Below are 26,599 nucleotides of genomic sequence, written 5' to 3' on the forward strand. Positions count from 1 at the left end.
AATTTTTCGGATCAGATTCGCAACGGTCACCGGAAACCAAACCTATTAAGACTGCTTCACCTGATCACGTAACGCTCTTCTCAAAATTTTACCTGTCGTATTTTTCGGCAGTTCATCAATAAACTCAATTGCTGTCGGCACTTTATATTTCGCAAGCTTTTCAGTACAGAACGCCTGTAGATCTTCTTTTGTGACAGCGTCATTTTTCAGTACAACATACGCGTGAACCGCTTCACCGAAGTTCGGATCAGGAACACCTACTACTGCTGCTTCCACAACTGCTTCATTAGTATAAAGAACCTCTTCCACTTCACGTGGATAGACATTGTAGCCCCCAACAATCACCATATCTTTCTTACGGTCAACGATATAGAAGTAGCCTTCCTCATCCTGCTTAGCAAGGTCCCCTGTAAATAACCAGCCGTCACGGATCGTCACTTCTGTTTCTTCAGGCATCTTATAATACCCTTTCATCACATTAGGACCTTTTACAATCAGTTCTCCTACTTCACCTACAGGCACTTCTTCTCCAAGCTCATTTACGACTTTATTTTCGACATTCGTAATTGACGTCCCGATTGACCCGGCTTTTCGTTCGCGATCAAGCGGATTGAAGCATGTAACCGGTGAAGCCTCTGATAATCCATAACCCTCTGAAACTCTTACATTAAATTTATTCTCAAAGTTTTCAAGGAGTGCAACCGGCATTGATGCACCACCTGAAATACACAGGCGCACACTTTCAAAGCTTGAGCTGTCTGCTTCAGGATATTGAAGCAGGAAATTATACATTGTTGGCACGCCGGCAAACACGGTCGCCTTATACTTTTCAACGACATCAAATACATCTTTCGGGCTGAACCTTGGTACAATCAGCATTGTTCCGCCGTTAATTAACGGTGCATTTAAAACAACGGTGAGTGCAAATACATGGAACATTGGAAGTGTTGTAACAACGCGATCATCCTTATTGATATCCAGGTATTCAGCTACATCCTTCGCATTTGAATAGACGTTTTTGTGCGAAAGCATGGCACCTTTTGGTTTCCCTGTTGTTCCTGAAGTATAAAGAATAATCGCTGTATCATCTTCATATAGTTCAGGACCATCAAATACAGGCCGCTGAGGACCGATTGCCTGCGTAAAAGCAATCACCTTTTCTTTTACTTCATGAGGCAGTGCTTCAAGCTTTTCAGCTGTCCCCTGCTCAGTTTCGCAGACAACATAGTGTGCCACTGATGGCAGTGCTGCATGTGCTTTCTCAATTAATGGAAGCAGAAGATCCAGTGCCACTATCGCTTTTACATCCCCATCGCGAATAATGTAGGCAATTTCATCCGGCGTATAAATCGGGTTAATGGGAATCACCGTTGCCCCTGTTCTGAGTGCTGCATACATCGCAATCACAAAATGCGGCGAATTCCCAAGCAGCAACCCGACGTGGTCCCCTTTTTTAATACCGATACTGTCAAAGTAGTTCGCCATTTTATTCACAGCACCATTCAGTTCAGCATATGTAGCTGACTGATCTAAAAAATGATACGCAGTCTTACCGGCATACTGCTCGGCAGCTTCCTGTAATCGATCTGATAAATTCAACCAATCCATCCCCTTTTACGTTTGGTTAGTTCTCCATCTTTGTGAATGAACAGTCATTCATTACAACTCACAAAGAAGCGAATATTCAAACTAATTATAACGGAGTGAAGTTGTGTAATCAAGATAACGCTTTCATTATAAACAAATAAAAGATTGGACAAAGTCTTTAGAACCGGTTCACTGCGCTTCAGGCGGACGCTTTCCGCAGGATCGGCGGTGAGCCTCCTCGGCTTCGCCTGCGGGGTCTCACCTGTCCGATTTCTCCTGCTGGAGTCGCCGCCTTACGCTCTGCTCACCTCAGTGTAGCTTTTTTTAAAATTAGGCTATGTTAAAGGTTAATGTTGATATTTGATTTTTACGAACATTTGTTCTATAATGAAAGTATCAACTAAAGGCTGGTGATGGCAGTGAGAGCAACAGATATTATTAAAGAGATACAAAAATTAAATCCCGCAGAAAAACAAAGACTTCGAGCATTTCTTATAGATGCTCTCACTGCCTCATCTTCAACAGGAAACGCTTTACAAGAGATTTCTGAACGCAAAAATAAACAAGGATATACCTGCCCTCACTGCCAATCCAAGCACGTTGTCAGATTTGGTAAGTACACTACCCTTGTAGGTGGAGACGAGGTAAAGAAACAACGTTATCGCTGTAAATCCTGTACTACCACTTTCACCGATTTAACCAACACCGCACTTTATAGAACCCGCCGTCTGAATAAATGGGTAAAGTTCATTGAATGTATGATTGATGGGTATTCCCTCCGTAAGTCAGCCGAGATGGTCAAAGGGGTAACCCACGTCACATTGTTTTACTGGAGACATAAATTATTATCAGCGCTAAAGCAAATTGAAATAGCGGATTTTCAAGGTATCGTTGAAATGGACGAGACCTATTTCCTGTACTCTGAAAAAGGGCAGAAGAAAATTGTAGGCAGAAAACCCCGTAAACGTGGTGGAACAGCCAAAAAACGTGGTATCAGCAAGGAACAGGTCTGTGTTTTAGTAGCAAGAGACCGTGACAAAAATACAATTTCGACAACTCTTGGTGTAGGCAGAATAAAAAAAGAGCAATTGGATAAAGCCATTGGTCAAAAACTTTCATCCCAAAATGTATTATGTACAGACTCCTGGCGAGCGTTCAGAACCTACGCTACTGACAAAGGAATGACCATTTATCAGTTCAAATCAGATGGGAAGGTCCGCACAAAGGGTCTTTATCATATCCAAAACGTCAACAGTTACCACAGTAGACTGAAAGGATGGATACAGCGTTTTAACGGGGTAGCAACCAAGTATCTTGATAATTACCTCACGTGGTTCCAGGTGCTTGAGAGCATTCAGCATCAACTGAACGAAGTGACAGTCAATGATATGATAATTAAAGGGAATTTATTTCCAATTATTGAAACTTATGATAAACTTAGGTTGTCTAAGTTTAAAAAATAATTACTTTATTATAATTTGATTTAATCCATCATCAACACATTATATTTTAAAGGATAAAATGTATAATGTTGGTATAATAAATAAAGGAGGAGATATCATTGAAAAAAATACTTTTACTTGGATTTGCTTTATTACTGAGTGCTTGTTCCTCAGAAGTTGCTTCAAATGAAATGGAAACGATTACAGATAACGATACAAAATCGGAAGTCGAGTTGGTAGAACCACTTGAGGACACATTTTTAGTGGAGTGGAAATATGACAATATGGACAGAGGAAACCACGATTATCATACAACGTACCATTCTCCCTTAGTCGTGAATACTAATAGCAATGATGTAAAAAGAGGGGAAGTTCTTTACTACAAAACGCCAGATATAGTGGAAGAAAGCAACCCTGAATTCGATATGCCTGAGTATTATATTTCAAGAGTAGTAGGGCTGGAGGGTGAAACCGTAGAAATTAAAAATGGGCAAGTGTTCATAAATGACAAAAAATTAGATACTTTCTATTCCAAAGCGTTAAATAGAGGAATGGACCGAGAAGAATATTTCGAAAAAGTTGACTCAGACAATAGAGGTGACGAGGATTCTTGGAAAGAATATTTTTCAACTAATATGGAACCAGTAGAAGTTGAAAAGAATACTGTTTTTGTGTTGGGAGATAACTGGTGGAGAAGCACCGACAGTAAAGATTTTGGAGTCTTGCCATTGGAAAATGTCGAAGGGAAAGTTTTAGGGTATGAGAAGTAATAACAAAGAAAAGCCACTATAAGCGGAGTTTCTAATCATAGAATCAAAAAGCAGACACTCCATATAAGAGGAGTGTCTGCTTTTTATCTATTATCAACAATAAAATTTAACATAGCCTAAAATTAAAATAATCTGGTGATCTAGTTGAGTTACAAACTTAGCTACCTTTTGAAGTGGAGACTGAGACTCCCGCCCCGGAAAAGCACTGGTGAGATCCCGCAAGGCGGAGGAAGCTCACCGTCCGGGGGCAGGTAAGTGCAGTCCTACGCGGAAAGAGTCAAAGGTTTTAAGATAAAAACGACTTAAAAAAACCCGAACAGATCACACTGTCCGGGCAAATCTTAATACAGCAGATCAATAAATTCTTCGCGATCCACATTTCCGAAGTAATGCTTCAGATCAACATCCTCAAGCGCTTTATCAATCTCTACGCGCTCATAGCGTGTGCCGATCAGCTTCTCTTCCACTTCGTTTACATCGCCAACACCGAAAAAGTCGCCGTAGATCTTGCAGTTTTCAATGCTGCCTTTTTCTACATCAAGACGCACGTCGATGCTGCCGACCGGGAATCGGTGTGAGTGCTGCAGGTTGAATTTCGGTGATTTTCCAAAATTCCATTCCCATTGCTGATAACGCTTTTCAGATAGCTCGTGGATTTTCTTCCAGTCTTCTTCTGTTAGAACATATTCTTTAATCTCTTCTTCACTGCCGAAAATGTGACGCAGGATGAGTTGCTTGAATTCTTCAATTGTTACTTTCTCTTCTAGGAATTCTGAGATATTTGCAACGCGGCTTCTGATAGACTTGATGCCTTTTGATTCAATCTTATCTTTTCTGACTTTCAGTGAGGATACGACATTATCAATTTCTGAATCAAACATGAGCGTACCGTGGCTGAACATTCTTCCTTTTGTAGAGAACTGTGCATTACCGGAGATTTTTCTTTCTCCCACAAGCAGATCATTTCTTCCTTTCAGTTCTGCTGGTACACCAATCTGTTTCAGTGCATCTACAACAGGCTCAGTGAACTTCTGGAAGTTATGAAAGCTCTCGCCGTCATCTTTTGTGATAAAGCTGAAGTTCAGGTTTCCAAGGTCATGATACACAGCCCCTCCACCTGAAAGTCTGCGAACGACCTGGATATTATTTTTTTCAACGTAGTCTGTATTAATTTCTTCAATTGTATTCTGGTTTTTACCAATGATAATGGATGGTTTATTAATGTAGAACAGCAGGTAAGATTCTTCTTCTACATTTAAGTTTTTCAGTGCGTACTCTTCAATTGCAAGGTTAATTTTCGGGTCTGTAATGCCTTTATTATCGATAAATAACATGTGATGTTCCTCCCTGGTATGTAATCGTTAATCCTGATGAAGCAAGCAGTGTTTCACCGCTGTATACTTCTTTTGCTTCGGCAAAAAGCTGATTCAGATCACCAAAATGCGGCAGGTGGCTAAGGATCAGTGTTTTTACACCGGCCTGATGTGCAATGTCTGCCGCTTCAGTACTGGTCATATGCCCTGCGCCGGATGCATCCATTCCTTTATAAAAGTTGGACTCGGCAATCAGCAGGTCCGCGTCCTTTGCAAAGGGGATGAATGAGTCCTGATAAGCAGAGTCTGCTGTAAATACCATCGTACCTGACTGACTCTCTATTCGTACAGCATAACACGGTACGGGATGGGTTGTTTTTAAAAATGTGATTGAAAATGGACCAATTTCGAGCGCCTGGTCAGGATTGTAAGCTTCACTGCTCATCTGGTCTTTATAATGAAGCATATCAAAGCCTGATATATCTTCAGTGTGTCCATAAGCTTTTACATGAATGTCTTTATTTTGCAAAAAGTGCTGTATGAGCAGCGCATGATGCAGTACGCCGATATCAGCTGTATGATCCGCATGATAATGTGTGATCAGCATTGCATCAAGTTCTTCTGGTGCAATATAGCGCTGAAGCTGTGCTAGTACACCACTTCCACAATCAAGTAACAGCTTAAAATTATCTTCTTCAATTAAATAACCAGTACTTGCTTCACCTTTAGCGGGGTAGCCTCCCCAAAATCCAACAACGGTCACTTGCATGAAAAAAGCCTCCTCCAGTAGGTTTTCTACCTATTACTATACGTCAAAAAAAATTTCTTTTCACTTATCTTCTTTTTTTCAGAATATTCCTTGACTTTCAATCGTCTGTTATAATACAATACATATAACAACAACTTAGTACTAGTACAAAACATAAAAGAGAGGCTGATGAACATGCTTGAAAACGTAATGGAATTCTTCAGAAACCTGCCGCCTAAGAAATGTGCATCTTGTGGAGAACATATGGAAGAGCAAGCTGAAGCTTACACAACTGTATGTAACAAATGTGCAGGAACGCAATAAAAAAAGCGCCGATTGGCGCTTTTTTTTATTGTTCTATAAAGTTCAGGGCTTTATACGCTGCCGCTTCACCCTGGTCAATACAATCAGGCAGGCCGATCCCATCATAAGATGCACCTGCCAGATATACGCCCGGGTAGCTTTTCTCAAGTTCAGCTCTCACTTCAGCCATTCTGTCTTGGTGGCCAACCGTATACTGAGGCATCGCCTTTTTCCAGCGGGTTACGATTGTAAAGTCCGGCTTGCTATTTACTTGAATAATTTTATTCAAATCATCGAGTACAATTTTTTCGACCTGATCATCTGATAGATCGACAACCGTTTCGTCCCCTGCACGTCCTACATAACATCTGAGCAGCACTTTCCCATCAGGTACGGTATGCGGCCATTTTCTGTGCGTCCACGTACAGGCAGTGATTGTATAATCACTGTTTCTTGAAACAACGAACCCTGTTCCATCCAGAATGTCCTCCACCTGATCCTGATCAAAAGCCATTGCTACAGTTGCAACTGAAGTGGCCGGGATTTCTTCAATTTTATTTAACAGTCCGGATTCCGAGAAAACATCGCCCGCTGTAAAGTGAGGCACAGTAAAAATCACCGAATCTGCTTCAATTTCAGCACCACTGTTTAATGAAAGTGTATACTTTTCTCCCCGGCTGATCGATTCTACTTTTGTTCCTTTAAGAATGTCACAATCTGATAAAAGTGATTCCAGTTTTTCAACAAGTGATTCAAGACCCGTGGACAGTGTCAAAAACATGCTTTGTTTTTTATCACCGGGCTTTCTTTTTGCTGCAGGCGAAGTCTTTTTCATGCCGGCGATCAGACTTCTGTGGTCCTGTTCAAGCTTCCCGTACTGAGGAAATGTCGACTGCAGACTGATCTGGTCAATATCTCCTGCATAAATACCTGAAAGCAGTGGTTCAATCAGATTTTCAACGACCTCATTTCCAAGCCGTCTTCTGAAGAATGTCCCAAGAGACTGATCCTGCTGATGGTCTGATTTAGGCAATACAAAGTCTCCGGCAGCTCTCAGCTTACCAGTCATTGAAATCAGATCCGTGATTAAAAAGGGCTTAATTTGTGTTGGAATGCCCATGATTGCGCCACCAGGCATCGGGTGTAATTTATCATTCACCAGAATAAATGCCTGTCCAGTGGCATTTGGAACCAGCTTATCATCAAGACCAACATCTTTGATCAGCCGCCCCATACTTTTCTTGCGCTCAAGAAACGAGTCAGGTCCCCGCTCAATAACAAATCCATCTTTTACTACAGTCTGGATTTTGCCACCGAGACGATGGTTTGCTTCAATGATGGTAATATCTGCTTCGAGCTGTTCTTTATTTATTTTTTCCTGTGCCCGGTATGCAGCGGCAAGACCAGTGATCCCGCCGCCGACAATGACAATTTTCCGTTTTGACTGTGTCACAGTAATCATCACTTTCTGTAAACTGGATTTTCTTTATAAAAGTTAAAAATTAACCTAATGTCTTCATTACTTTATCGACCATTGCATCAATAAATAATGGCTGTGTGTTCGGCATTTCAGGACGGAAGTAATCAGCGCCGATTTCATCTGTCACAACTTTACACTCATAATCATTATCATAAAGCACTTCTAAGTGGTCAGATACGAATCCTACCGGTGTATAGACAAATGCAGTATAGCCGTGCTCTTCATGAAGGTCCTTTGTCAGATCTTGAACGTCCGGTCCGATCCACGGATCAGGTGTGTTTCCTTCACTCTGCCAGCCGATTTCATAGTTTTTCACGCCAGCCTGCTGTGCAATCAGGTCTGCAGTTTCTTTCAACTGGTCTGGATAAGGATCTCCGCCTGCAAGAATCTTTTCAGGTAAGCTGTGCGCTGACACGATTAATACTGCTTTGTCACGCTGCTCATCTGTCATGCTATCAAATGTGTCTTTTACTTTTTCAGACCAGTACTGGATGAATTTTGGCTCATCGTACCAGCTTTCAATAGAAGTAATAGATGGTCCGCCGATTTCTTCTGCGCGATCCTTTGCACGCTTGTTATATGATTTTACGCTGTATGATGAAAAGTGTGGTGCAAGAACGATTGATACCGCTTCTTCAATGCCATCTTTTTTCATTTCATCAACCGCATCTTCTACAAACGGTTCAATATGTTTCAGACCAAGATACATCACAAATTCAATGTCATCCTGCACTTCATTTAAACGTGCAGTCAGTGCATTTGCCTGTTCTTCTGTAATACGCGCAAGCGGTGAAATACCACCGATTGCATTGTAACGGTCTCTTAAGTCTTCAAGTAGTTCTTCAGAAGGCTTTCTCCCTCTTCTGATATGTGTGTAATAACGTTCAAGATCGTCTTCTGAATATGGCGTACCGTAAGCCATCACTAGCAGTCCCATTTTTTTCTTTGACATCTCTATTCCACCTCATTAGCTAAATTTGTGCTTCTCTATTGTTGTAGCAAACAAACCCTCAGACTTCCATTGATCTGCTTTTTAAATGTGTCAACGGGCAGTATATTCCTGTACAAATGCTGTCAGCTTTTTCAATGTATCAGGCTGCACTTCAGGGAATACACCGTGACCTAAATTGAATATGTGACCCGGATGCTTCATCCCTGCATCAAGAATTGGTTTTACGTGCTTTTCGATCATGTGCCAATCGCAGAGTAACAGTGATGGATCCAGGTTACCCTGTACCGTTTTATTTACACCTTTTTCACGTGCTTCTTCTATTGATAGTCTCCAGTCTAGACCCACTACATCAAGCGGCAGGTCATTCCAGTCCTTAGCCAGATGTCCTGCGCCAACGCCATGCATGATAAGAGGAATATTTAGCTCTTTTAATGCTGCAAAAATCTTCTCCATGTGCGGCTTAATGTATGCGCGGTAGTCCTGAACATTTAACGTCCCTACCCATGAATCAAACAGCTGAATTGTACCCGCTCCTGCTTTCACCTGTGCAGTTGTATAACGGATTGTCATTTCTGCAAGCTTGTCCATCAATGCGTGCCAGGCAGCTGGTTCCTGGTACATAAATGCTTTTGTCTTATGATAATTTTTTGAAGGTCCCCCTTCGATCATGTAACTCGCCAGTGTAAATGGTGCTCCGCCAAAGCCAATAAGCGGCACATTCAATTGTTCAGTTGTCAGTAATTTAATCGTATCAAGTACATAAGAAACGTCTTCTTCCGGCTCAATCATGCCAAGCTTTTCAATATCCTGAACAGATTTAATCGGGTTATGAATGACAGGACCAATGCCTGATTTGATCTCCACATCTACACCGATTGCAGGAAGCGGCGTCATAATGTCTTTATATAGCACCGCTGCATCCACACCGTAGTTTTCTACCGGAAGTCTTGTTACATATGCGCATAGCTCCGGCTGATGGGTAATTTCAAATAAAGAATATTTTTCTTTAATTGCGCGGTATTCAGGCTGGGAACGGCCCGCCTGTCTCATGTACCAGATAGGTGTGTGTGTGACTTCCTGTCCTCTTGCTGCACGTAAAAACGTATCGTTAAATGTACTCATAATGGATATGATCCACCTTTCAAATATACTGTCTTAAAAGCATGATTCCAATCACGGAAATCTGCTGATTTTTCTTCGGTCATGTTATCCGTTTTTAACTATAGTCCTTTTCTATATCAGTGTATACCAGACACCGGTAAATGTCATAAAATCTCCTCTTTTCACCTGATAGAAAAGCGTTTTGAGTGGTTAACAGTATTGAAAGAGGGTATAAATAGTATTGTAGCCAGCGCACTTTAAAATAGAAGATCAATTAAATAAGGATGTCAGAGGAGGAATTGTGATGAAAAAGATTTATATGACTTTTGGAACGCCTGAGTTTTTACATAAGTTCCAGGAGGAGAACCCCGATGAAACGATGGTTCAGATGCTCGGAGAAGATACTGCACTGCTCGTTCACGAAACAGAAAACGAAACGCTTTTTAATCAGCCCAGAAAATACGAAGTCTTTAGTGAGTCAGGACAGCTGACTGAAAACGGCTTTTTTGTATTTAATAATATCCCTGTATCAGATGAAGGCAGACCGGTGTTTGAGCACCGATTCAAAAACCGTGCCGGACTGATTGAAGAAGAGCCCGGCTTCATTGCGATCCGCGTATTAAGACCGGTTGATTCAGATACGTACGTTGTATTAACTCAATGGGACGATGAACAGTCATTTAAAGACTGGCAAAACTCCCAGTCTTATAATAAAGCCCATGAAAAGCGCGGAACATCAGAAGGCATTGATCACCAGAAATCCATGTTCCCACGTTCATCATTTGTAACGAAATATGTTGGGCAGACAGAACAATGATATAGAAAAGCGGAAGGCGCTCGTTCAGCTCCGATAGGCATAAGACGCGGAGCGGCAAACGGGGGCACTTTCCCGTTTGCCGATGCGTGGCTTATGACCCGAGGAGCTAGCGCCTGAAGCTGGACAAAGTAGAAAAGCGGAAGCAGGCGTTCAGGTCCGACAAGCATAAGATGTGATGAGAGAGATGGGTGACCTTTCCCATTTTCTCATCGCAGTTTATGACTCGAGGATCTGCCTGCTGGAGCTGGACAAAAAACCGACAGACAAAAAAGTCTGCCGGTTTTTATTTATGCCTCAACAACCCCTTACGATTCGCATAAATCGCTGCCTGGGTGCGGTCGCTCAATTCGAGCTTACTCAATACATTGCTCACATGCGTCTTTACTGTTTTAATTCCTATGTATAATTCATCTGCAATTTCCTGATTTGTCAGCCCGTCCCCGAGACACTTCAGCACATCCATCTCTCTTTCAGTCAGGTCTTCATGAAGCACACGCTCTTTTGTTCTGAAACGGTTCATGAGCTTGCTTGCAACCTGCTGCTCAATGACTGACTCTCCCCTGGCTGCTTTATAGACAGTATCTAAGATCTGGGAAGCGGAAGAGGTTTTCAGAATATAGCTATGGGCGCCTGCTTCGAGCGCAGGGAATACCTGTTCATCATCATAATAGCTTGTCAGAATGATGATCTTTGTATCAGGCAGAAAAGATAAAATATCCCGCGTTGCATCAATCCCGGTACCTCCTTCCATCAGGAGATCCATCAAAATCACATGGGGCTGTGTTTTTTCAGCGAGCACTGCACCCTCTTTTCCATTCACGGCTTCTCCAACAAATTCGATTCCCGGCTCAGTCAATAAATAGGATTTGATGCCGAGCCTGACCATCTCATGATCATCGACAATCATCACTTTTACTTTCGTCACGTTACTCTCCCCCTTCTATAATCGGAATTCTGATTTTAATATATGTACCTTCACCTGCTTTTGAACGCAATTCAAACTGACCGCCAATTTCCTCACAGCGTTCTTTCATGGTCTGTAATCCATATGACGTCCATTTTTTATCCGTCACGTCAAAACCGTCACCATTGTCCCCAACAAAAAGATAGAAGGAGGTTCCTTTGACTTCTGTTCTGATCGTAATGTCTGTGGCATTCGCATGTCTGAGAATGTTAGACACAGCTTCCTGTACCACTCTGAAAAGATGTTCATCTGCGCTTTCCGGAATCTTTTCCATCTGATCAAGCTGCAATGAAAATGTGATAGGCGTTTTCTGTTCAAGCTCTGATGCCAGCTTCTCTAGTCCAGTTGATAATGATTCCCCTTTCAGGTCAACAGGTCTCAGATGCAACAGTAATGCCCTCATTTCCCCCTGTGCTTTTTCAGCAATTTCCGCAGCCTGACTGACAAGCTTGCCTGCTTCCTCTTGATTCGTATCAAGCATCCTGACTGAAGCTGATGACAGCATATTTAATGCAAACAGCTGCTGGCTGACAGAATCGTGAAGGTCCCTTGCAAGCCGCTGACGTTCTTCAATAATGGCCGCCTGCTGTGCCTGTTTTTCAAGATTGAGCCTTTCACTTGAGATTCTTTGCAATGATTTGGTTTGTTCATTTATATTAACTGACAGCTCATTCAATGCTTCTTCAAGTACAGAGATATCATCAGTTTCAAAAATTTTCATGGTTTCACCTGACTTTCCTGATGAAAGCCTGTCTACAAATGCAGTCATTTCGTGGATGCGCTGCCTCATGAGGTTACCTGAACGGATTCCGATATAGATGGACATTGCAAAAAACACAGCTGTCGTCACCCCGACGACGCCAAGTGATGCAGCAGTATTGAGAAAAGGTGCTGGAGATAGAAAAATATATAATTGCAAAATCGTAAACAGTAGAATAGCACCGTATAATGTGAATCTGAGATATTGCAAAATGAACCAGTGATTAAGACTCGCTACTCTGATCATGGCTCCTCCTTAAATCCTGTCTATTCTAACAGATCCGACATTAACATCCAGAATGATCTTTACCTTCTTAGGTGCTGTATCATAATCATCAGATCTGTATCTGAGTGTTCTTGCATGGGCTCCGTCAGTCCGGTCGTCAAACAGCACATTTTCACCGACCGCTACATTTGAAGTAATCTCAACGCTCAGTTCCTCAGGGACAGTCATTTTGATATTGCCAATTCTGACGGATACATCAAGCATGGTTTCCCCTTCAGAAATATACGCCTTTTTCAGATTAAATACATAGTTTCCGACAGACTTATTCAGCTTCATATTTTCAAGTGCCCAGTTTTCTGATGTGAATGCTTCATTGCCGATACTCATCGCATGCTTGATCTGTGCTTTATGTTCATAGCCATACGTTTTTTCATGACGATTTCTATTCTGACCAACTTCTTTTCTTCCGCTCATTCTTGATTCACCATAGCTGAATTGAATCGAACTTCTTTTTGTAATCAGTGAAATGGCAAATCCGATGAGTAAAAGCGGCCATAGACGCCAAATGTCACCATAGCCGAATGAAATATCTTCTGAAAAGAACGCTGCCGTTAGAAGTCCGCCGTATACAGAAAAAATTAAACCGCTTAATATCCCTTTACTTCTCGTAAAGAACTTAATCAGCTGCGCAATCCCGATGATACACAAAATGACAGGGAGGATCAGTCCGGCAGCTGAACCTTCAAGCTGTAGTAAACCCAGATTAATCATTAATAGCAGCAGTCCGACCACAAGCAGAAAACTGGCGCACCCCCACTGCTTTTTATTAACTCCTTCCATTCCATCTCAACCTTTCTGTCAGGCACTTTTTTATTATTTTAAAGATCCTGCCTGCTCTGATGAAGCATCAGAGGAAGGAGCTTTCCTCAGTCCTCAGACGGATGTCCGCCTCTTCATTAAATATTCATAGACAAACAGACAAAGAATGGCGTACGTATAACCTAGCAGCCAGCCCCCGATCACATCTGTAAAATAATGTGCATCGTCCGGCAGTCTGCTGAGTCCTGCTAGTATAGAAATCAGAATACCTACTGCAAACATCAGCGCCTGTCCGGCAGCATCCCCTGACTTTTCTGTAATCAGGTAAATAATGACGATGGCTGCAATCATGCTGACCATCGCGTGGCCGCTAGGAAAACTGAATCCTTCGTCCAATCCATCAGGACGCGGACGTTCAGTTAATGTTTTGATCAGCTTATTCAGGTAGTTACCGCCCCCTACCGCCAGCAGAACGATCAGCATCCCGAGGTAATGATTACGTCTGAACCATAGATATAGCACAGCGGCAATACTGAGGGTTGCCAAAAACCATTCCCCTCCGAGAAACCCAAAAAATAATAAAAAGTCCAGTCTGCTAAAGAATTCGGAACCGATTTGATCAATACCGCTCAGCTCATTATCCAGATTAATCACTAATAGAACGACTGCTGCAAACGTCACAGCTGCAAGTGGATAAAACCATTTTTTCACGCCATTTCCCTCCTTTCTTTCTGCTTACATTATATAGCATGGGACCATTCGTCAAAAGAGTGAAAAAATTCGGGTCCCGTGATATACTGAGTCATCATTAAATGGTTTTATTATGAAAGGAGCATACATATGAATGAAAAACTTTTTTCACTATTAGATTCCTATTACGACGATATGGTTGCCCTGCGCCGCCACCTTCATCAGCACCCTGAGCTTTCTTTTGAAGAAAAAGAAACGCCTGCATTGATTGAGGCCTTTTACAAAGACCTTGGGGTTGAGGTGAAAACAGGTGTTGGAGGAAATGGTGTAACAGCCGTGATTCAAGGTGGAAAGCCGGGTAAAACGGTCGCTTTACGCGCTGATTTTGACGCACTGCCAATCGAGGATGAAAAAGATGTTCCTTATAAGTCTAAAATTTCAGGTAAGATGCACGCCTGTGGACATGATGGACATACAGCGACTTTACTTCATTTAGCAAAGGCACTCCACCAGATAAAAGATGAGCTGCCAGGTACGTATGTGATGATCCATCAGCATGCGGAAGAATATGCACCAGGCGGGGCAATCAGTATGATTGAAGACGGCTGTCTCGATGGCGTGGATGCTGTGTTTGGTACACACCTCTGGGTGACCGGTGAGCTTGGCGATATTGAATACCGTACAGGTCCGATTATGGCTGCTGCAGACCGTTTTGAAATTAAGATCCAGGGCGCGGGCGGTCATGGTGCACAGCCACATAAAACAAAAGATGCGGTAGTTGCCGGGTCACAGCTCGTTACATCACTTCAGCAGATTGCATCAAGACGCGTGAACCCTGTGGAATCAGCTGTCGTTTCAGTCGGATCCTTTGTTGCTGAAAATGCATTTAATGTCATTGCAGATTCCGCAAAGCTGATTGGAACAGCAAGAACATTTGCACCGGAAATCCGTGATCTTGTTGAAAAAGAAATTGGCAGAATTACAGAAGGTACATGCATTTCAACTGACTGCTCATATGAATATAATTACATCAGAGGATATCCGGCGGTTGTAAATCACGAGAAGGAAACAGACTTTCTTGTCCGGGTTGTAAATGACCTGCCGGACGTTAAAGCTGTCGAAAGTGAGATGCAAATGGGCGGTGAAGATTTCGCTTATTACCTTGAACACAGACCAGGTACATTCTTCTTTACAGGTGCGAAGCCTGAAGGTGTGGATGTTCCCTACCCACACCACCATCCAAAGTTTGATTTGAACGAAAAAGCCATGCTTGTCGCAGCGAAGACGCTTGGCAGCGCAGCGATTCAGTATCATGACGAAAATTAACGTATTAAAAAGCTGCTCCTGAAAATTCGGGAGCAGCTTTTTCTATCTAATATGGTGTTTTTTTATCTGAGCGGGTACATACATGGACACAAATAAAATGACAAATGCAAGTGAAGCAGCTGCAGTTATACCTGCGCTGTATAAATCAAGCTTTACAAGATTAATCACTGTAAAAACCATCGCCTGTACAATCAGAATTCTCATCAGCAGCTTCTTAAAGGACTCATGACGGACAGCTGCATTTACCGGATAAAGATCCGGCCATATTTTCAGCTCATGCTTTTTAAGCAGTGGGATCAGCTGGAATCCGGTCAGGTAAATAAACAGAAGTGCTGTCACCACCTTCAGCCACAGGTTATCCGCACCACCAATAATGACGCCTGCAATAATTGTAAGTCTTATCCACAGTCCAAAATACTCGTCTGAGCGTAAAAACGTTCTTGTATAAAGGTAACTGAATGTACCAGCGGGATTCAGTTCAGGTGTCTTCAGGAATGGATCCATCCATTTTCTACGCTTAGCCTGTCCTTTTAAATGCGGAACATCCGTGAACAGGTTGGCAAACCGGTAAAAGCGGTGTAGCCTCGCATTTTCAAGGTCAATCAGCAGTTCCCACTTTAACGTTTTTTCTCTCGTCAGCATCATAAATGCAGTCAAATAGCCTGCAATGAGCACACCAATCAATATTGAAAGAAAGACCGGTACGTCAGCAAACACAGACCATAAAAAAGCGATATTCAGGATCCCTCTGACGCCAAGGTCAATATAGTGATTAGAAGGCTCCTGATACCTTAACATGATCCATCTCATGATCAGGTTCCATACTTTAAGAGCAAGGATTATACCAAGCAGCCAGACGAAATCCGAAAACTCTGCGCCTGTTGTCTGCACGTACAAAGGCATTGCAGCAGCCAGCAGCACAAGCACAATATAGGACTGAAATAAGAAGCTTGAAACAAGCGCATTGATAAAATATCGCTTCATCTGTCCCTCAAGCGGCGTCAGATACACCTTATCAGGCTCCTGTAAATACGTATAAACTGGACTCATCGTTACGGCAAGCCCGATCACTGAGGCAATCAGAATACTAGAAGGAAATGTTTCATCAAGCGTACTGACCCAGTTGCTGTAAACATAGCCGCCTCCTCCGACTGCAAAGATCAACACAAACATCAAATGCCCATTGAAGATATAGCGCATATACTTCTGCAGTTCTTTTTGATAGTCAGACAGTCTTGAAGCCCACAGATCATGAATGTGTTTCATTTGACTCTTCCTTTGTCAGCTGAATATAGATATCATCGAGTGTCGCATCAGGCATACTGAATTCATGTCTGAGTGTATCGAGTGTTCCGCGCGCACGGATCTCCCCTTCATGCAGGATAATAAATGAGTCACAATAACGCTCAGCAGTGGCAAGAATATGAGTAGACATCAATATACCTGCTCCCCCTGCTTTCATCTCCTCCATTAAGTCAAGAAGTGACTGGATTGCAAGCGGATCAAGTCCGACAAAAGGTTCGTCAATGATATACAGGCTGGGATTAATTAGAAAAGCGCACATAATCATGACCTTCTGTTTCATCCCTTTTGAAAAGTGTGCAGGGAACCACTTCATCTTTCCTTCCATCCGGAATTTTTTGAGCAGATCAGGCACCCTCTGCTCATATTCTTTTTCCGGGATGCCATATGCCATGGCTGTCATTCTCAGATGCTCTTCAAGCGTCAGCTCATCATACAGAATCGGTGCTTCAGGAATGTAGGAAAACTGCTTTCTGTATTCATCGGCATTTTGCTTGAGCTGCAGCCCATTAATTGCAACAGTCCCTTTGTGCGGCTCCATCAGACCAATAATATGTTTGATCGTTGTACTTTTACCGGCTCCGTTCAAACCGATTAACCCGACAATTTTGCCGGGTTCCATTTCAAGGCTGATCTCTTTCAACACCGGTCGCCTTGTATACCCGCCGGTCAGATCCTTTATTTCTAATAATGACATGAATTTCTTCCTTTCCGCTGCTCGGATATTTGCGCACTTAACGAAGGCGTCTGATCTCCGTTCCAGGCGGACGCTTTCCGCGGCCGGGCGGTGAGCCAGCAGGCTTCGCCATAAGCCTCACCTGTCCCTTCCTGCGAGCCGCCGCCTTCCACTGCGATCAACGCTGTGCATAATACTTTGATGTTTTTTATTAGTAAATCATAAGTAGTTGATCGATCTACCATTAACTATATAATGACAGCATTGTAGCATACAACTGTACCTGCTATGGTAAAATAAACTTAATTTACTGATGAAAGGATGAAGAATATGAGCGACTGCATTTTCTGTAAAATCATTGATGGCGAAATTCCATCGGCAAAAGTATATGAGGATGAGCATGTGTATGCTTTTCTTGATATCAGCCAGGTGACAAAAGGTCATACATTAGTCATTCCAAAAACACATAAAAAAGATCTTCATGAGCTGACACCTGAAATTGCTGCCAATCTGTTTTCTGTTGTGCCTAAAATTGCGAACGCAATGAAAGACACTTACGATCTCAAGGGTGTAAATCTGCTGAATAATAATGGTGAATTCGCAGGACAAACCGTATTCCACTATCACCTTCACATTCTCCCGCGTCATGGTGAGCAGGATGGCTTCAAACCGGAATGGCAAGTACATACAGACAATTATTCAAATGAAGAACGCAGCGAGATGGCAGCTGCCATTGCTGCAAAAATTAATTAGTAGGAAATAAGATTCAGCCGTGTTATAATTATGCTAATTTTCGCTGGCAGTCACGAGGACATGTCAGGAAAAAATCAGTTTAGCTTAGGAGAGATGAGTTATGAACACAAGAACACTAGTAGCACTCGCACTTTTTGCAGGGATGGGTACAGCATTACACCTGCTGATTCCAGGGACACTGACAATGAAGCCTGATATGTCATTACTAATGATGTTTCTAGGTATTCTATTATTCCCAGGCGTCAAAAATGTCTTGCTGATTGGTCTTGCAACAGGTATTCTATCAGGTCTAACAACAACATTCCCAGGTGGATTCCTGCCGAATGTCATTGATAAACCGATTACGGCTTTTGCTTTTTACGGCATCATTCTGCTTGCAGGAAAATTTGCACGTAAGCCTGCTGGCGCCGGTGCACTTGCTGCAGTTGGCACATTGATCTCAGGGACAATTTTTCTTGGATCAGCTGCTCTGCTTGTAGGTCTGCCGGGTCCAATTATGGCTCTTGCACTTTCAGCTGTCGTACCTGCAATTGTCGTAAATGGCCTGTTAATGGCTGTTATGTACCCAGTTGCACAGGCAATTATGAAACGATCAAACCTGATTGAATCTGCTGCCTGAATCTGCCAAGCTGCTCCCTTTCTATGAAGGGGAGCAGCTTTTTTGATGCTGACCCCCTAAATGAGCACAAAGCATATATTCAAGCATGTTTATGTCCAGACTAAATAGGTTAAAATACATAATATACTTGTGCTGATGCCTGCTACAAGTACTCTTCGAAGCATGATTCTTCTCGGTGGATATAACGTTCTTTTCAATGCTTTGACGATACATATGATCAATACCACTGAGGAAATCAGCGAACATAAGGTTAGGGTGATCTTCAAATACTCCACGAAAAGATTCCTCCTGTACATGAATACTTTGGACAGTTTATGAATTACTATATACAATAAGAATACAAATACAAAAAGGGATGTGGTTGGGATGAATTTCAAACAATTTTCACTTGGCTTGGTTGCCGGATTCGCGGCGGGAGCAGCAGCATCACTTATATCGGCTCCTCAATCAGGTGAAGAACTGCGTGATACGATCAAAAATACAAAAGATAACTGGCGGGAGCATATGCTTGAACTGCAAATGAACTTGCAAATTGTAAAAGAATCTATTGCAGACGCTTCTAAAGAAAGCAAAGAATCACTCCGTGTGGTGGCAGCAGAACTGAAAGATTCTATTCAGGCCTGGAAACGCGAGGCAGACCCTGCAATTAATAATCTTCAGGAAGAACTTGCGGCCATTCAGGCTACAATGGAAGAACTGGAAAAAACAATTAACCAGGACAACAAAGAACCTCAGACAAGCTCTTAAAAAACAGCCTCCGGGCTGTTTTTCTTTTTCACTGTAACTTTTTTACATACCCATATATTGATTACCTTCCGATTCCACCCTGAAGTAAAGCCATAGCTTCTTTTATTAGAAAATTTAATTTATTCATCTCTTTCATTCTTTTTACTTTATTGCTATAATGTTTGAAACTGAACTAATATTCCTATTACTCTAAAATCTTTTAGGAAAGAAGGTGTAACAATGGATGATAAATTATACTCGATGAAAGAGGCGATGATTTTCAGCCAGCGGATGGCACAGCTGAGCAAAGCGTTGTGGAAAGCAATCGAGAAGGACTGGCAGAACTGGATTAAGCCTTATGACCTGAATATCAATGAACACCATATTCTGTGGATCGCCTACCATTTGAAAGGCGCTTCCATTTCAGATGTTGCTAAATTCGGCGTCATGCATGTATCCACCGCCTTTAACTTTTCCAAAAAGCTTGAGGAAAGAGGCTATCTCGAATTCTCAAAGCGCGAGAATGATAAGCGGAATACTTATATTAAACTGACTGCAGAAGGTGATGCTTTATTGCTTGAGTTAATGGAGAATTATTCGCCTGAAACCCATTCGGTTTTTGAAGGTGCAGCCCCATTAAGAGAAATTTACGGTAAGTTTCCTGAGATGATGGATGTCATGGCGATTGTTAAAAATATCTATGGTGATGATTTTATGAAGATTTTTGAAACCTCATTCAATAATATTGAAACTGAGTTTTCCGAATCGGATGGCAAGATTAAAAAAAGCCGTACTGCTGATCCGGTCAAACAAATCGCATCACAGTGAATGTTAAACCCTGTAAGGAAAAAAAGGATCCTTCGTCCCTTTTTTTCCTTACAGGGTTTTATTTTAGTAAAGAAAACATTAATTTTTTCATTTTCCTATTGCAAGTTTCTGCAGATGAGAGTAAAGTACATCTCGTAGCTTTTTAAAAATATCGTCATGAACGGAGGCGATCATCTTGCATTGCTGGAAATCAATCAATGTAAAAAAACAGTATGGATTTTACCGTATCTTTTTTCTGTCTGCGATACTGGTCCTGACTGTTTTTTCATTTTTACACGTATCTATACAACTCATTTCCGACCAACCAATGTATGATCAGTATTTTTTATGGTTTGCAATCGGATTTCTATTAATATATCCGCTTCATAAAGTGTTCCATACACTTCCGCTAGCGGGGTTCTTAAGTCTGATCCAACTGAAGACCAGATTTCAATTTTTTTGTGTGCCAATCATGTCGGTCAGAGTAAATAAGCCGATTCCAAAATTATTCTTCATACTGGCACTTGTGTCACCTTTTGTATTTATCAATGGGATTCTGCTCTATGGCGCGACAATGTTCCAGGGGTATGCACATTATTTTACAATTCTAATTGCATATCACTCAGGCATTTGTCTCGTAGACTTTTTATACGCCAGATCATTATTCAAATCACCTAAAGGTGCTTATATTGAAGAAGATGATGATGGCTATGAAATTCTCATTCCTGTAAAAGAAACGCAGTATCCCGGCATCTAAAAGCTGATTACTCAGACATATTTAACAGCTGAGTCTGTTATTTATGTCTGTTTTTTGTTATTGTAGTACTTAGAGACGAGGAGGGGGAACATGGTTTCCGTAATTGGATTATTTATCGCATTCACTGTATTTATTATTTACGCCATTAATCGAATGACTAATAGACTTTGTGAGCAGAAGGAAATTCCGAACGAACGGCAGCCAAAAGTCTTCCGTACGATCAATATTCTGATCCTGATTTTACTTCTGTCTTCTTACGTGGAGATTTTGTATACGTAATAATGAACTTAAATATGTAAACTGATAAAGGTGCCTGTGATGGCATCTTTTTTGTTTATTAAAAGAGAGGCTGAAATATGTTGTTTCAGCCCTAGTAATCGTTTCGCTACGCTTCAGGGGGACGCTTTCCGGACGGTGGTTGCTGAGCCTCCTCGCCTTCGCCTGCGGTGTCTCAGCTTCCCACTAATCGTCCCGGAGTCGCCCCCTTCCACTTCGCTACACTAAGATTTCATTAAAAAGATGGGTGATTATTTAAATTCATCTCAGCTTTTCATAATAATACAAACGCCTGCCTACGCTTTTCTTAGAACCATGCGCTGCCGATGATGATGAGGAGGATGAATAATACGACCAGTAGAGCAAATCCTCCGTTGTAACCTTTGTCGTGTCCGTGAGACATATTGATGTCCCCCTTTCTTTTTAAAATTTTTAATACAGCCAGGCTGCGCCTACAATGACAAGGAGGATAAACAGGACGACGATTAACGCGAACCCTCCGCCTTTACCACATGACATGGAGACCCCTCCTTTCTTATGTATGGTATTCAATTACGTTTTCAGTTGGTTGGGCGTGACGCTTATCTTTTTTAAAAATGGAATGATTGTGAAAACAATACTAAGGTTTGGGGAATTATGTTATAGTATGCAGTGGAGATTTTTACACCATAGAGAGATCGTGAGGAGAGGAAGTATATGAAAAAGTGGATTGCAGCAGCTTCATTAACACTGAGTGTTACAGCACTTGCAGCATGCAGTGATGAAGAAGCAAGTGAAGTAGTGGTGTCAACGAATGCCGGTGATATCACAAAAGAAGAGTTATATCAGGAAATGAAGACAACTGTTGGGGAACAGGCGCTTCAAATGATGGTATTAGAACAGATTCTTTCGGATAAATATGAGGTGTCTGAGGAAGAAGTAGACACTGAATTAGAATCGATGAAAGAACAGTATGGCGGGCAGGAACAGTTTGATATGATCTTATCTCAACAGGGTTATACAGAAGATACGTTCCGTGACTCCATTAAATTGAACAAGCTTCAGGAAAAAGCATTAACTGAAGATGTTGAAGTGAGCGAGGAAGAAGTTCAGCAGAAGTATGAGCAGATGCAAAAAGAAGTCAACGCAAGACATATTCTTGTGCAGGATGAAGAAACGGCACTTGATGTAAAGCAGCAGCTTGAAGATGGGGCTGATTTTGCAGAACTTGCAAAGAAAGTTTCTACTGAACCGGCTGCACAGGAAACTGGCGGAGAACTTGGCTTTTTCAGCGCAGGCGCTATGGACCCTGCATTTGAAGAGGCTGCATTCAGCCTTGAACCAAACGTGATCAGCGAACCTGTAGAATCAAGCTTCGGTTGGCACATCATTGAAGTAACTGAGACACGTGAAGCGGATATCGGAAGCTTTGAAGAAATGAAAGATGAAATTGAACAAGACCTGAAACTTGCAAAAGCTGACCAGACGCAGGCAAGTGCAATGATTCAGGAAATGATGAGAGAAGCGGATATCGACATTAAAGATGAAGACCTTTCAACAACTTTTGATGCGTTCCTTTCACAGCCTGAAGAACCGGCTGCTGAAGAAGATAGCGAAGAATAAGTTTGATCATTATTTTAAAAAAGTGGAAGGCAGTTCAATCACTGCCTCCCGCTTTTTTTAATCCTCATATTCAGCTGACAATCGTTTTTTCTTTTCTTTCATCATCCGTTGAATATATGTTTTACCGTGTTCTTCTATAAAATCTTTTTCCTGTTTTCTGTCCTGAACAGCCGTTTTAACAAACATCACTAAGCTGAGTAATGTCCCGCCAATTGCAAGGTCAATCCATATTGGAAACATCTGCACGCCTCCTGCACTGAATTCTTACTTTACTCTATGCGGGCACGTACAAGCTTATGACTAGTCCTGATCGTACATATGAGGACGGTAAAATGATCTATTTTCAAGCGCAAAGACCCTTTCAGTGTACTCTCCTGAAGTGGTTCTGCTGATCACTCTGTCCATCATCACCATTTTTGCATCAATGTTATCAATATAGTGCAGAATTTCAGCTTCCATCAGCATAGGCGGCTTCGGAGAACCCCATTCTGCTTTTCCATGATGAGATAGAATCATATGCTGGAGGAGTAATACTTCTTCCGCTTCAATTTCAAGCTCTTTTGCAGCTTCAGCGATTTCATTTACCATAATTGATATATGTCCAAGCAGGTTTCCTTCAAGTGTATAGGTTGCTGATACAGCACCTGATAACTCTTTTACCTTCCCCATGTCATGAAGAATAATACCCGCATATAACAAATCTTTATTTAATGAAGGATACTGCCCTGCCAAAAACTTTCCGAGTCTCAGCATTGAGACTACGTGAAAAGCCAGACCCGACACAAACTCATGGTGGTTTTTAGTTGCCGCCGGGTATTCCATAAATGACTTTTGATATTTTTTCAGCAGGTGTCTCGTAATTCTCTGGATCACGGGATTCTTCATTTCAAATATATATTGTGTTAATTCCTCTGTCATTTCTTCAACTGAAAGGGGGGCAGTTTCCAAAAAATCACCCATTTTTACATTATCCTGTGCAGAAGCAGGTCTGATCTGTCTCAGTCTTAACTGGTTTTTGCCACGGTAATTATGGATCTCTCCTGCCACCTTTACAATTGTCTGAGGCTGATATTTGCGCTCTTCCTCATCTCCGGCATCCCAGAGCTTTGCTTCAATATCACCGCTTCTGTCCTGAAAAATGAGTGTTAAAAACGGCTTGCCGGCTGTGGTTACGCCTTTTGTCATTTGTTTGATCAGTAAGTACTGATCTACCGGGTCTCCCGGGTTTAAAAAAGTAATGCCTTTCATCTGCAACCTCTCCTTACTTTTGTGTATGTTTTATTGAAATCTGCTTTAATAAATTGGCTGATAGTTTCCGTTACAGGCGGATTTCGCGGCCGGGCGGTAAGCCCGCAGACTTCGCCTAGGCCTCACCTGTCCCTTCCTGCCACAGGAGTCACCGCCCTACGCTCCAATTATCAGCTGTGCAAAAGCAACAATGGGTAGATAATTACAAACAACAAAGAACACTTGTTCTTATATTATATCAAAAATTCCTTTAACATAAATAGAAATAACCGGCAGCACCGGCTATCTCCTAGGTTCATTATGATGATTCTTTTTTAGATAGTTTCACTGCCTGTTTAATATCTTTTATTGATGAGGAGTTTCCGTACATCAATACGCCTCCACGATAAACTTTTGCCCCAAACCATCCTAACACTAAAATCGTGAGAACTGTTAGTAATATGGCGACCATCGGCTCCCAGACAGGAATATTCAGCATTCCGACGCGTGTAAACATCACAAGTGGCGTAAAGAATGGAATATATGATGTAATCGTGATAAAACCTGCTTCCGGTGATGCAAGGCCGTAAAACGCTAACATTGCGCCTCCCACAATCAGAATATTAACCGGCATTAATACCTGCTGGAGGTCTTCAGTTCTGCTGACAAGTGAGCCGAGAAATGCAGCAAGTGTGGCATACAGAAAATAACCGAGAATAAAGAATACAATGCCATAGATGATCGTTCCGACAGAACCGGATGAAAAATCAAATAGTGAATAAATGCCTCCTTCAAGTGTATCACTGCTAAGGTTGACTGAAATAATTCCGACCGTTGCCCAGATAAAAATCTGTGTCAGACCAACGAGTCCGATGCCAAGTATTTTAGCAAATATCTGCTGAATCGGCGATACGCTTGAAATCAGAATTTCCATGACTCTTGATGATTTTTCTGTTGCTACTTCTGTTGCAATCATCATTGAATAGATCAGCACTGACATATAAATGACGAAAATAAGTACGTAGACCAATCCTCTTGCCTGATCAAGTTCCTCTGCTGATTTTGCAGATTCCACATATGCTGACTGAGAGAATGATACAGGCATGTTTAATGTGGCTAATTCATCCGCACTTAAAGAAAGGCGGTTTGCGGCCATATTTGACTGAATTGTCTGCAGCGCTGCCTGGAGATCACCTGAATAAGAATTTGCGGTTAAAGAGGCAGATAAGTATTCAGCCTGTATCCTGCCTACTTCAGTCATACTCACTGAGAGCAGTGCATCAAACTCGCCGTTTTCAAGCTGCGCTTCAAGTTCTTCAAGACTGCTGTCTCCTTTAGTAATCTCAATCGCCGGGTTCAATATTGCAATTTGAGCGGACAGATTATCCGCAACTTCTGTTTCTTCTTCATAGACAACAACCTGCCACTGTTCTGCATCACTTTCCCCATTCCCATCAAACAATGAAGTGATTGATTGAAAATTGGTTGCACCGATGATCACCAGTGTGAAAATAATCGTTGTGATCAGAAATGATTTTGCCTTGATTTTATTCATATATGATTTAGCAAGAATAAGACCGAATCTATTCATAAGAAGCACCTGCCTTTTCAATAAAGATATCGTTCAGCGAAGGTTCTTCAAGTGAGAACTGACGGATAAAACCTTTTGGCTGTAGATAGGAAAGAATGTCCTGAGACACTTCTTCATTTTCAATCTGCAGCTCCGCACCGCCTATCAACTTCTTAACCTTTACGACACCCGGCAATGCTTCAAGCCCGGCAAGGTCAAAATTAGCTTTAATCAGCAGATTCTTCTTACCAAAGTCTCTTTTAATCTCATTTAATTTCCCCTGGACAATCGGTGAGCCTTTATGAATAATGCAAAGACTTTCACAAAGCTCTTCAACGTGCTCCATCCGATGACTTGAAAAAACGATTGTAGTACCCTGGTTTTTTAAATCATCAACCGCTTTTTTCAGCAGCTCTACATTGACAGGATCCAGACCGCTGAACGGCTCATCAAGAATCAGCAGATCAGGCTTATGTATGACTGAAGTGATAAATTGTATTTTTTGCTGATTTCCCTTTGACAGTTCTTCTACTCTTTTATTTTCATATTCAGGAACGTTGAACTTTTTAAGCCAGCCAGTCAATTCTTTTTCAGCAGCTTTCTTTTCCATTCCTCTTAAACGTGCTAAATAGACGACCTGCTCCTTTACTTTCATTTTAGGATAAAGTCCTCTTTCTTCCGGCAGATAACCAATACGGTTACTGGTGTGATAGCCAATCGATTCCCCATTCCAGCTGATGGTGCCTTCAGTGCTATCAATCAATCCGAGTATCATACGGAAAGTAGTTGTTTTCCCTGCTCCATTTGCACCGAGAAAACCAAACATCTCACCTTTTGGGATTGTCAGCGAAAGGTCGTTAACAGCTGTATGTGCGCCAAACCTTTTCGTGACATGATCAATCTTTAACATGACGTTTTCCTCCTTTTCCCTGCTCCTCTATTTTATACGGAAACCAGGCTGAAAAGGTTCACTTTTTTCAGAATTTC

At 41.9% G+C, this 26,599-nt stretch carries 30 protein-coding genes; 12 read left to right on the forward strand and 18 right to left on the reverse strand.

Going from position 1 to position 26,599, the window contains the following annotated elements; genetic code table 11:
• Positions 1–45 precede the first annotated feature (45 nt).
• Positions 46–1,599 (reverse strand): fatty acid--CoA ligase family protein, encoded by a 1,554-nt coding sequence (locus ACH6CZ_RS05525; protein WP_374096406.1) that lies wholly within the window; start codon positions 1,597–1,599, stop codon positions 46–48.
• Positions 1,600–2,000: 401 nt separating this feature from the next.
• Here ACH6CZ_RS05525 and ACH6CZ_RS05530 point away from each other — a divergent pair, with 401 nt between their 5' ends.
• Positions 2,001–3,050: an IS1595 family transposase gene (locus ACH6CZ_RS05530; protein ID WP_374096407.1), complete on the forward strand. Its 1,050-nt coding sequence runs from the start codon at positions 2,001–2,003 to the stop codon at positions 3,048–3,050.
• 98 nt (positions 3,051–3,148) lie between these two features.
• Positions 3,149–3,799, forward strand: coding sequence for a signal peptidase I (gene lepB, locus ACH6CZ_RS05535; protein WP_374096408.1), 651 nt, complete (start codon positions 3,149–3,151; stop codon positions 3,797–3,799).
• A gap of 341 nt (positions 3,800–4,140) precedes the next feature.
• Here lepB and lplA read toward each other — a convergent pair whose 3' ends face one another.
• Both lplA and ACH6CZ_RS05545 read right to left on the reverse strand, forming a co-directional pair.
• A complete protein-coding gene (gene lplA / locus ACH6CZ_RS05540) occupies positions 4,141–5,133 on the reverse strand; it encodes a lipoate--protein ligase (protein WP_374096409.1) in 993 nt (330 codons plus the stop codon).
• Positions 5,117–5,881 (reverse strand): MBL fold metallo-hydrolase, encoded by a 765-nt coding sequence (locus ACH6CZ_RS05545; RefSeq protein WP_374096410.1) that lies wholly within the window; start codon positions 5,879–5,881, stop codon positions 5,117–5,119. Before ACH6CZ_RS05545 ends, lplA begins: the two co-directional genes overlap by 17 nt.
• Before the next feature lie 174 nt (positions 5,882–6,055).
• On the opposite strand from ACH6CZ_RS05545, the gene yhfH reads away from it, so the two are divergent.
• Positions 6,056–6,184, forward strand: coding sequence for a protein YhfH (gene yhfH, locus ACH6CZ_RS05550; protein ID WP_322422112.1), 129 nt, complete (start codon positions 6,056–6,058; stop codon positions 6,182–6,184).
• A 25-nt stretch (positions 6,185–6,209) separates the two neighbouring features.
• Here the strand turns inward: yhfH and hemY are convergent, their stop codons facing one another.
• From hemY to hemE, 3 genes are all read right to left on the reverse strand, one after another.
• Complete coding sequence (gene hemY, locus ACH6CZ_RS05555) at positions 6,210–7,616, reverse strand: protoporphyrinogen oxidase (protein ID WP_374096411.1); 1,407 nt, start codon at positions 7,614–7,616, stop codon at positions 6,210–6,212.
• Between the two features lie 49 nt (positions 7,617–7,665).
• The gene (gene hemH / locus ACH6CZ_RS05560) at positions 7,666–8,595 is read right to left on the reverse strand and encodes a ferrochelatase (protein ID WP_374096412.1); all 930 of its coding nucleotides are present in this window, start codon (positions 8,593–8,595) and stop codon (positions 7,666–7,668) included.
• 90 nt (positions 8,596–8,685) lie between these two features.
• Positions 8,686–9,717 (reverse strand): uroporphyrinogen decarboxylase, encoded by a 1,032-nt coding sequence (gene hemE, locus ACH6CZ_RS05565; protein WP_374096413.1) that lies wholly within the window; start codon positions 9,715–9,717, stop codon positions 8,686–8,688.
• A gap of 283 nt (positions 9,718–10,000) precedes the next feature.
• Here hemE and ACH6CZ_RS05570 point away from each other — a divergent pair, with 283 nt between their 5' ends.
• Positions 10,001–10,513 carry an antibiotic biosynthesis monooxygenase family protein gene (locus ACH6CZ_RS05570; protein WP_374096414.1) on the forward strand — a complete coding sequence of 171 codons (513 nt, stop codon included), beginning with the start codon at positions 10,001–10,003 and terminating at the stop codon, positions 10,511–10,513.
• A 283-nt stretch (positions 10,514–10,796) separates the two neighbouring features.
• Here the strand turns inward: ACH6CZ_RS05570 and ACH6CZ_RS05575 are convergent, their stop codons facing one another.
• The 4 genes from ACH6CZ_RS05575 to ACH6CZ_RS05590 all read right to left on the reverse strand — a co-directional run bounded on the left by ACH6CZ_RS05575 (position 10,797) and on the right by ACH6CZ_RS05590 (position 13,992).
• Positions 10,797–11,420: a response regulator gene (locus tag ACH6CZ_RS05575; RefSeq protein WP_374096521.1), complete on the reverse strand. Its 624-nt coding sequence runs from the start codon at positions 11,418–11,420 to the stop codon at positions 10,797–10,799.
• A gap of 19 nt (positions 11,421–11,439) precedes the next feature.
• A complete protein-coding gene (locus tag ACH6CZ_RS05580) occupies positions 11,440–12,483 on the reverse strand; it encodes a sensor histidine kinase (protein ID WP_374096415.1) in 1,044 nt (347 codons plus the stop codon).
• Between the two features lie 9 nt (positions 12,484–12,492).
• The gene (gene liaF / locus ACH6CZ_RS05585) at positions 12,493–13,302 is read right to left on the reverse strand and encodes a cell wall-active antibiotics response protein LiaF (protein WP_374096416.1); all 810 of its coding nucleotides are present in this window, start codon (positions 13,300–13,302) and stop codon (positions 12,493–12,495) included.
• A 93-nt stretch (positions 13,303–13,395) separates the two neighbouring features.
• Positions 13,396–13,992 (reverse strand): phosphatase PAP2 family protein, encoded by a 597-nt coding sequence (locus ACH6CZ_RS05590; RefSeq protein WP_374096417.1) that lies wholly within the window; start codon positions 13,990–13,992, stop codon positions 13,396–13,398.
• Positions 13,993–14,121: 129 nt separating this feature from the next.
• Between ACH6CZ_RS05590 and ACH6CZ_RS05595 the strand changes: the two genes are divergently transcribed.
• Entirely contained in the window at positions 14,122–15,297 is a 1,176-nt protein-coding gene (locus ACH6CZ_RS05595) for a M20 family metallopeptidase (RefSeq protein WP_374096418.1), read from the forward strand.
• Positions 15,298–15,339: 42 nt separating this feature from the next.
• Here the strand turns inward: ACH6CZ_RS05595 and ACH6CZ_RS05600 are convergent, their stop codons facing one another.
• Both ACH6CZ_RS05600 and ACH6CZ_RS05605 read right to left on the reverse strand, forming a co-directional pair.
• On the reverse strand, positions 15,340–16,563 hold the full coding sequence (locus ACH6CZ_RS05600) for an ABC transporter permease (RefSeq protein WP_374096419.1): 1,224 nt from the start codon (positions 16,561–16,563) through the stop codon (positions 15,340–15,342).
• Positions 16,547–17,296: an ABC transporter ATP-binding protein gene (locus tag ACH6CZ_RS05605; protein ID WP_374096420.1), complete on the reverse strand. Its 750-nt coding sequence runs from the start codon at positions 17,294–17,296 to the stop codon at positions 16,547–16,549. Before ACH6CZ_RS05605 ends, ACH6CZ_RS05600 begins: the two co-directional genes overlap by 17 nt.
• Before the next feature lie 309 nt (positions 17,297–17,605).
• Here ACH6CZ_RS05605 and ACH6CZ_RS05610 point away from each other — a divergent pair, with 309 nt between their 5' ends.
• From ACH6CZ_RS05610 to ACH6CZ_RS05635, 6 genes are all read left to right on the forward strand, one after another.
• Positions 17,606–18,028: an HIT family protein gene (locus ACH6CZ_RS05610; protein ID WP_374096421.1), complete on the forward strand. Its 423-nt coding sequence runs from the start codon at positions 17,606–17,608 to the stop codon at positions 18,026–18,028.
• A gap of 100 nt (positions 18,029–18,128) precedes the next feature.
• Positions 18,129–18,647 (forward strand): tryptophan transporter, encoded by a 519-nt coding sequence (locus ACH6CZ_RS05615; RefSeq protein ID WP_374096422.1) that lies wholly within the window; start codon positions 18,129–18,131, stop codon positions 18,645–18,647.
• Positions 18,648–19,013: 366 nt separating this feature from the next.
• Positions 19,014–19,394 (forward strand): YtxH domain-containing protein, encoded by a 381-nt coding sequence (locus ACH6CZ_RS05620; RefSeq protein ID WP_374096423.1) that lies wholly within the window; start codon positions 19,014–19,016, stop codon positions 19,392–19,394.
• 219 nt (positions 19,395–19,613) lie between these two features.
• On the forward strand, positions 19,614–20,201 hold the full coding sequence (locus tag ACH6CZ_RS05625) for an HTH-type transcriptional regulator Hpr (protein WP_374096424.1): 588 nt from the start codon (positions 19,614–19,616) through the stop codon (positions 20,199–20,201).
• Positions 20,202–20,376: 175 nt separating this feature from the next.
• Positions 20,377–20,937, forward strand: a complete 561-nt coding sequence (locus tag ACH6CZ_RS05630; protein WP_374096425.1) for a DUF3267 domain-containing protein — start codon at positions 20,377–20,379, stop codon at positions 20,935–20,937.
• A 90-nt stretch (positions 20,938–21,027) separates the two neighbouring features.
• A complete protein-coding gene (locus ACH6CZ_RS05635) occupies positions 21,028–21,216 on the forward strand; it encodes a hypothetical protein (protein ID WP_039808300.1) in 189 nt (62 codons plus the stop codon).
• Between the two features lie 304 nt (positions 21,217–21,520).
• Here ACH6CZ_RS05635 and ACH6CZ_RS05640 read toward each other — a convergent pair whose 3' ends face one another.
• Both ACH6CZ_RS05640 and ACH6CZ_RS05645 read right to left on the reverse strand, forming a co-directional pair.
• Positions 21,521–21,616 carry a YjcZ family sporulation protein gene (locus ACH6CZ_RS05640; RefSeq protein ID WP_134382549.1) on the reverse strand — a complete coding sequence of 32 codons (96 nt, stop codon included), beginning with the start codon at positions 21,614–21,616 and terminating at the stop codon, positions 21,521–21,523.
• 29 nt (positions 21,617–21,645) lie between these two features.
• Complete coding sequence (locus ACH6CZ_RS05645; RefSeq protein WP_039808298.1) at positions 21,646–21,732, reverse strand: YjcZ family sporulation protein; 87 nt, start codon at positions 21,730–21,732, stop codon at positions 21,646–21,648.
• A 177-nt stretch (positions 21,733–21,909) separates the two neighbouring features.
• On the opposite strand from ACH6CZ_RS05645, the gene ACH6CZ_RS05650 reads away from it, so the two are divergent.
• Positions 21,910–22,815, forward strand: a complete 906-nt coding sequence (locus ACH6CZ_RS05650) for a peptidylprolyl isomerase (RefSeq protein WP_374096426.1) — start codon at positions 21,910–21,912, stop codon at positions 22,813–22,815.
• Between the two features lie 57 nt (positions 22,816–22,872).
• Here ACH6CZ_RS05650 and ACH6CZ_RS05655 read toward each other — a convergent pair whose 3' ends face one another.
• The 4 genes from ACH6CZ_RS05655 to ACH6CZ_RS05670 all read right to left on the reverse strand — a co-directional run bounded on the left by ACH6CZ_RS05655 (position 22,873) and on the right by ACH6CZ_RS05670 (position 26,522).
• Positions 22,873–23,055 (reverse strand): sporulation YhaL family protein, encoded by a 183-nt coding sequence (locus ACH6CZ_RS05655; RefSeq protein ID WP_374096427.1) that lies wholly within the window; start codon positions 23,053–23,055, stop codon positions 22,873–22,875.
• A 60-nt stretch (positions 23,056–23,115) separates the two neighbouring features.
• Entirely contained in the window at positions 23,116–24,063 is a 948-nt protein-coding gene (yhaM, locus tag ACH6CZ_RS05660; RefSeq protein ID WP_374096428.1) for a 3'-5' exoribonuclease YhaM, read from the reverse strand.
• Positions 24,064–24,361: 298 nt separating this feature from the next.
• Positions 24,362–25,633 (reverse strand): ABC transporter permease, encoded by a 1,272-nt coding sequence (locus tag ACH6CZ_RS05665; RefSeq protein WP_374096429.1) that lies wholly within the window; start codon positions 25,631–25,633, stop codon positions 24,362–24,364.
• Positions 25,626–26,522, reverse strand: a complete 897-nt coding sequence (locus tag ACH6CZ_RS05670) for an ABC transporter ATP-binding protein (RefSeq protein WP_374096430.1) — start codon at positions 26,520–26,522, stop codon at positions 25,626–25,628. The genes ACH6CZ_RS05665 and ACH6CZ_RS05670 overlap by 8 nt, the downstream gene beginning before the upstream one ends.
• Positions 26,523–26,599 lie beyond the last annotated feature (77 nt).

It is taken from the genome of Jeotgalibacillus sp. JSM ZJ347 (genome assembly GCF_044383825.1).
In the GTDB taxonomy this organism is placed as follows: Bacteria; Bacillota; Bacilli; order Bacillales; family Jeotgalibacillaceae; genus Jeotgalibacillus.